We start from the raw sequence: 6842 nt of genomic DNA, 5'->3' as shown, positions 1-6842 counted from the left end.
GCACCGTGCGAATGCTTAGTGGCGTCGGCGGGCACGGCGCCGGCCTGTCTGGCGAATGCGAGGTAGGGATCGCCCGACGTATAGGCCGCCTGCATGGCACGATCACCGGACAGCACGGCCGCAATGGCATGCTCTTGCTGGCACCAGTCGATATAGGCGATGCCGTAGCCTTCCGGCGGCAGGATCAAACTGCGCAGCCACACGCTCGGGCCAAAGATGTAACGGGTATTGCTTGGCTGACAGCGGCCAGTGCGGGAACGGAAGGCGGACAGAATGGTGCGGTTTCTGCCGTCATGCCCGACGGCGAGATCATTCAACCGCAGTTCGGACAGTGCGCTGCGCAATTCGCGCATGGGTGAGACGACCGGGTAGGCGCGCGCCATTTGCCGGAATGTGTCGTCCGACAGATCAAGCCGGCCAGTGTCGAGCCTTGGCCAGGGGATTCCATGATCGGCAAGCCAGCGCTGCCAGCGTTCGAGGCGAAAGCTGCGGTCCTCAAACACACCATAGTCGCGATCAATGCCGGCGATCAGCGCGTCCTGAATCGCGGTCCAGTGACGGCGCAACCGGTCGAGTGTCGCTGTGTCGATCGGCGTGCCGTTCCACTCGATCGCCGCGGAGGCCTTCATGACCCGACACACGATATCTCCGCGCCGCCTCATGCATCCTATCCATGATCAGTCCGGGATCAGCGAAGCTTTTCTGAGCGATAGCCTCTCGGTGCTTGACGATCCAAGTTTGGACTGTTTTGCGGCTGGATAGCCCATACTCTTTGACGATTGTTTCGAGCGGATGCCGATCTCGAATTAATCGCCGCTTTGCGGCCAAGACGTAGATAACAGCATACCTCACATCCCGGCCTTCATCGGGACCAAGCGGGCGGCCCCGGCGCGCGCAATGTTTGATCGGATCCGGAATAATACCGGCGCTTAAATAGCTACAAAAGCTGCCTAGCTGTTTCGCAACAATGGCTGGTAGTGGGTACTTTGGATTGCCGCCGGCAAGATTCGTCGGTGATGTATACAGATCGAATAACTCGGTCAGCTTTCTGAAGTATTCTCGGCATCGTTTACCTCTGCCATCTGCCTCATCAGCAAGTTCTGCCGCATGGGAACCAGCTTCGACGACCACATCTGCTGCGTGCTGAAGTAACGTTGGCAGTAGAGATGGATCGATCTTCAAGTCGTCGCCTGCGCTGGGCTTCGAACCAGATGCTGCTTTGCGGGCCATTGTTCCGCTCCATCTATGCATCGTGCTCCATACGAACATAGATTGAGAGGGGGTCACGGCGCCGTCAATAGGAACGCGCACGCTTTCTTCGTCGCGGTATGCCTCGCTATATCTCCAGGTCCCTTCAGTCCTATTCAGTTTCTTCTGCTTTCCTCCGGTTGTCTGTTCATCTCTCACCGCGCCAGTGCGACCACATTGTCGACCGTTGGCGCTGACTCCGACAACAGCCCGGCCCGCGCGATGTCGTCGATGGAATGCTCGGTGATGTACTTTGAATAATGCTTTTCGATCATCGCGACGCTGGTGTTGTGTAGCGACGCCACCAGCCTGATCGGAACATTTCGCAGCAGCATTCGCACGATGGATGAATGCCGCAGCGCGTACATCGTCACCCCAGCGGGATCGAGCCCGATGGCGGTGACGACGCTGTCGATGTCGCGGTGATAGCTCTGGCCGGGATTGTCGTCCCACGGTGTGCCGTCGCTCTTCAAAAGCAACGTCGCATCGCGGGCGCGGCCTCGGGCTGCCGCTTTCAATCTCGCCGCCAGTTGCACGGTGATCGGTACCGAAAAGCGTTCGGCCTTCTTCTTTGCGCGGTTCCGGCCACCGCCCTTGGCGGATTTCGGCATCATTAGCTTTGGCCGCACGGCGTGATCATGCAAATCCTCGACGCGCAGACGGACGGCCTGCGATGGCCGTGCGCCAGTGATTGCCAGAACGTCGGTGAGAAGACCAAGACCGTCATCGAGCGCATAGGCGGTGCTGACAAACTCGCGAACCTTGTCGTCCGAGAGGATCACGTTGCGCACCTCTTGCGCGTCCGGCAGATTAGCGAGCCCGATTTCCCATGCCTGCCGGTTCGCAATTCGCTCGTCGTGCTGTCGCGCCAATTCCAAGGCGGCGCATAGGCATCTGCAGACGCGATTGATCGTGGCGGGCGCGAGCTTGCCGATCAGGCTGTCGCGCCACTTCTTCAACTCGGTCGCGGCGAGCAACGCCACGGGCTTGGCCAGCAGCACCGGGGTCAAATGCACGCGCGGGGATTCCGCGTTGTAGGGATTTGCACCGCGCGCCTCGAGATCGCGCTTGTAGGCCTTGAGGGCGCCATCAATGGTAATCGGCGCGCTGTCGAGGTCCTCATCACCGCGCGCCAGCTTCTTCGCTTGATCCTGCGCCTGATAGAATGTCAGCACATTCTTGGCGTCGGCATCCTCGAAATCGTCGGCCAGGGCGAAGGCTTTGGTCCAGTATGCGCCGTGACCGTTGCTGGCCTTCAGGACCCACGTGCCGTTGGTCTTGTTGCGGCGGTACATCAGGGCGATACCGCGTGCGAGCGACGGGCCGCTGTAGGGCCTGCGGCGGATTTTCAATCGAAGCCGGGCACTGCGGCTTTCCAGTGCGCTGAAGCTGACTTTGCGTGCCATCAGATCGTGTCCCCGTTCCCGCGAAGTGTCGCGATCGTGTCTGTGAAGGCCTATGAAGGCCAGTGACACGTTATGGGGATATTGCTCAGGCGATCAATGGCTTGCGGACTCCACAGGACTCCACAGAACTGCATGCAGCTATTTATTTTCCCTGCGCAATGGGTTGACGGCTTATGCCGTGGTCTCCCCGGAGCCGAATTCCTCTGGCCTCCGTCACTGCCGGCTTGATGACACATCGATCCGGTTGGATCGGATACGCCACCGGCAGCTTGGCACCAGCCACGGGTGTCAGGACCACACGGTTTTGCCGTACGCTTCAGCGCCGTACGTCCTGCGCGCGAACGTTCACTCACAGCTTGATGCCGCCCTGCGAACACTCTTCGCGCCGACGCTGCCGCGTCCACCGCATCCCGCCCCACGTTCGTGACGATGGCCAACGCCCCTCTTGCCGGGACGGGATGGCGGGATTTGTAAGCGTGATTTGGGTCTGCGGCGAAGCGCTTTATTTTTACGAGCGGGACTGGACGACCCAAATCACTTTGAAATGTTTGCGCAAATCGAAGTTTACGCGCGGCGGCTTTCGCGGCGGTTGATCCATCCGAGCCAGACCTGACATGGTCCACTCCAAACGTTGGCTCCGGTTCTGACCCCGGCCGGATGCCGTTGAGCACGCTTCGCTTTGCCCACCCTACGGAACTGTGGCCTCGCGGCGCTCACTCAAAAAACTATTCCGCGGGCGCGAGACGTCCGCTCGCGTGGGTTGCGGTGGTTTCGCGCACGCGGACACGGGCGCGGCGCTTGCGCCACCAGATCACGACGCCGGTCACCGACAGCGCCGCAACCACCAGTCCCATGATCGAGATCAGGATGCGGCCGGGCAGCCCGACGATCCGGCCGGAATGCAGCGGGAATTGCGCCTGCACGAAGATATCGGCGGCGGTGCCGACCCATGGCAGTCGCTGGCCGATCGGGCGGCCGTCCTCGCTGTCGTAATAGAGCTGCGCCGGGCCGACGCCGCCGGCGCCATGATCGTCGCCGGGATGGAAGAAGGCCGCGGCATAGACGCCATGGGCCGGGCCATAATTGATCGAGCCGACTGGCGTGGTCCAGCCGCGGCTCTTGCCGTCGGCCGCCGCGCGCGCCGCGATATCCGCAAACGTGACCTTGGGCTCGATCGGATCATCGAGATGCCGGTACGGGCGCTGCTCATAGGGCGTCGGGGTGTAGTTCGACACCGTCTTCATCAGGGGCGAGAACACCTCGAAATACAAATTCAGCGAAAACGCCGTAAAGGCGATCACGAACAGCAACGCCCAGGTCCACAGGCTGAAAGCGCGGTGGATGTCGAAATTGATTCGGTAGGCGCTGCCCGAGGTCTTGATCTTCCAGGCAGGCGCCCAGCGCGCCCAGAAACCGCGGCCGAGCTGGCGCTCGACGGCCGGCGCCCGCTCCGCCTTGGCGCGGCGACGGGACGGCAGCGTCAGATAGAAGCCGACGAAGCAGTCGACGGTCCAGATGATCGCGATAACGCCAAGCACGCGCATGCCCCAGCGATCGCTGCCCCAGAACTCCGGAATGTGCATGGTGTAATGCAGCTTGTAGAGGAACGAGACGAAATTGGCGCGCGTCACCGGCCATACCGCGCCCCAGTAGCGCCGCCCGAGTTCCGCGCCGGTGTTGGGATCAAGGAAGATCTGATTGTAATCCAGCGTGAAGCGCTTGCCGGTGGCGGGATCGATCCGCGGCAGCACGAAGAACCACAGCGAGTGATCCTTCTCCGGCGTCATGAACATGTGGACGACGCGCGCGCGTGGATCGCGCTGCTCGATCAGCTTGACGAGATCGACGGAGGCAATGGCGGGACCGCTGCTCGTCACGTCGAACAGATCCTGGTTCAGCGCATCGTCGATCGCATGATCCCACGAAATGATCGCGCCGGTGACGCCCGAAAAGAACAGAAAGCCGGCGGTGAGAAGTCCGGCCCAGCGATGCAGTCGCCCGAAGATCGATCTCATGCCTTCGCCCGTGCGGTTGGAGTTGTCTTAGTTATCAAACATCATCACCGCCGGTCGGCCGACCGGCGGTGACATGTCTGTCGCGGTGTGTCGTGTCCGACTTACCATCGATAGGCCACTTTGGCGATCGCCTTGCGCCCCTCCGCGTAGAAGCATCCTGACAGGCTGTAGCAGGCGGCGACATAGCGCGTGTCAGCGAGATTGGTGACGTTCAGCGACAGGCGCCAATTGTCCTTGTTGTAGGCAAGCAGCGCATCCAGCACGGTGGATGCTCCGACCTTGAAGGTGTTGGCGTCGTCGCCCCACGTCGCGCCGACATGGCGGATGCCGCCACCGAACTGGACTCCGGCGAGCGGCCCGCTCTGCAGCGTGTAGTCGCTCCACAGCGAGGCGCGGTTGAGCGGCACCGTGGTGGGCGTCTTGCCGATGTTTACCGGATCCTGCGTGATCACGGCGTCGACATAGGCATAGGCAGCGCGCAGGTTCCAGCCGTCGGCGAGTGACATCGTGCCTTCGAGTTCGATACCGCGCGACTTCACCTGACCGGTCTGTTCAGCGATATAGAGCGGTGGCGGGTATGTCACGACGTTGGAGCGCGTAAGGTCGAACGCCGCGATCGTGAACAGGGCGTTCAGCCCGACCGGCTGGTACTTTACGCCGACCTCATACTGCTCTCCGGTCTCGGGGTTGAGCAATTCGCCCGCCGCGTTGGTCGCCAGCACCGGCAGGAAAGATTCGGAATAGCTGACATATGGCGCGATTCCATTGTCGAAATTGTACATGACGGCTGCGCGGCCGGTGAATGCCGAAGCGTCGATCGTTGCCGAGGTGTTGAGGAGACCCTTGTCGACCTTCGTGGTGACGAAATCCTGCCGGCCGCCGAGCTGGAACGAGAGCCGGCCGAGCTTGATCTGGTCCTGCGCGTAGAGCCCGACCTGCGATTGCTTGATGCCGGTGTTGTCGCTCATGGCCCCAATGGTCCAGTCGTAGCTGTAGACCGGGGCAAACACGTTGATCTCGGGGGCCGAGGTCGTCACCCCATAGGCGGTGTCGCGGAATGAGGTGTTGCGATAGTCTATACCGACCAGCGTGGTGTGACTGAGGAAGCCCGTGGTGAACTTGCCCTGCAGTTGATTGTCCACCGCGAAGGAATTGATATACGAGTTGCTCGTGCTGCCATAACGCGCAAGCAGTCCCGCAGCCTCGTTGGTGTAGCCGCCGCCATAGAACACTTTTTCTTCGTTGTGCTGATAGGCGTAGCGCAGATTCTGCCGGAAAGTGATGGCGTCGTTGATGTTGTGCGAGAGCTGGTAGCCGGCGGTCGCAATCTCGGTGTTGAAAGCGTCGAAACCGGGCACGCCCGCGAAGAACGAGACCGGGATGGTGCGACCATTATTGGGCCACACCGTGCCCGAAGCCGGCAGGAACTGCAGTCCCCACCCTGCCCTGTCCCTTTGATAGTTGGCCAGGAACGTGATGGTCGTGTCCTCGTTCGGCTTGAAGGTGACGGCCGGCGCGATGAAGACACGGTTATCCTTGGTGAAGTCGACCTGGGTTTCGCCATCGCGAACGACACCGGTCAGCCGCCACAGCACGGTGCCTTCCTTGTTGGCGGGACCGCCCATGTCGAACTGGCCCTGATAGCGGCTGAAGCTGCCGCCCGAGACCGAGACTTCGCCGAACTGTTGCGCGGTCGGCAGCTTGGTAACGTAATTCAGGATGCCGCCGGTGCCGCTACCGCCATACATCGCCGACGACGGCCCCTTGAGCACCTCCAGGCGCTCGGCACCGTATGGATCGAGACCGTTGAAATGCACGTAGTTGCTGGACGGCACTCGCAGACCGTCGATGTAGAGTCCCGGCATGGTCATGTCGAAGCCGCGGATCTGCAGGCCACCGAAGCGCGTGTCTGAACCGCCGTTGACATCGCCGCTGACACCGGCGGTGTAGCGCAACGCCTCACCGATCGACGTCGCGCCCTGATTTCTGATCTGGTCGGTGGTGACGACGGAAATCGACTGCGGCGTTTCGATGATCGGCGTGTCGGTCTTGGTCGCGGTGCCGCTGCGGGTCGCGACGAATCCGCGCACCGGACCATTCGCGCGTTCGCCGGCACCGGCGCCTGATGCGGCCGCGGCGGGCGCCGCTTGCGGTGAGCGGGCTGCGCGAGCGG

The 6842-nt window shown here is 61.8% G+C and carries 4 protein-coding genes and 1 pseudogene; all 5 read right to left on the bottom strand.

Annotated features, from left to right (window positions below):
• Positions 1 to 503, bottom strand: a pseudogene (locus CQ12_RS40505) (hypothetical protein); the annotation flags it as partial.
• A gap of 13 nt (positions 504 to 516) precedes the next feature.
• Positions 517 to 1230, bottom strand: a complete 714-nt coding sequence (locus tag CQ12_RS44765; RefSeq protein WP_157088794.1) for a hypothetical protein — start codon at positions 1228 to 1230, stop codon at positions 517 to 519.
• Between the two features lie 173 nt (positions 1231 to 1403).
• Positions 1404 to 2654 carry a site-specific integrase gene (locus CQ12_RS40500; RefSeq protein ID WP_057840818.1) on the bottom strand — a complete coding sequence of 417 codons (1251 nt, stop codon included), beginning with the start codon at positions 2652 to 2654 and terminating at the stop codon, positions 1404 to 1406.
• A gap of 725 nt (positions 2655 to 3379) precedes the next feature.
• Positions 3380 to 4669, bottom strand: a complete 1290-nt coding sequence (fsrB, locus tag CQ12_RS40495; protein ID WP_057840817.1) for a siderophore utilization protein FsrB — start codon at positions 4667 to 4669, stop codon at positions 3380 to 3382.
• A gap of 101 nt (positions 4670 to 4770) precedes the next feature.
• On the bottom strand, positions 4771 to 6842 hold a 2072-nt coding region (locus CQ12_RS40490), incomplete at its 5' end, for a TonB-dependent siderophore receptor (RefSeq protein WP_057840816.1).

The organism is Bradyrhizobium jicamae (genome assembly GCF_001440395.1).
GTDB lineage: Bacteria > Pseudomonadota > Alphaproteobacteria > Rhizobiales > Xanthobacteraceae > Bradyrhizobium > Bradyrhizobium jicamae.
This window is presented reverse-complemented; position numbering and strand designations above follow the sequence as displayed.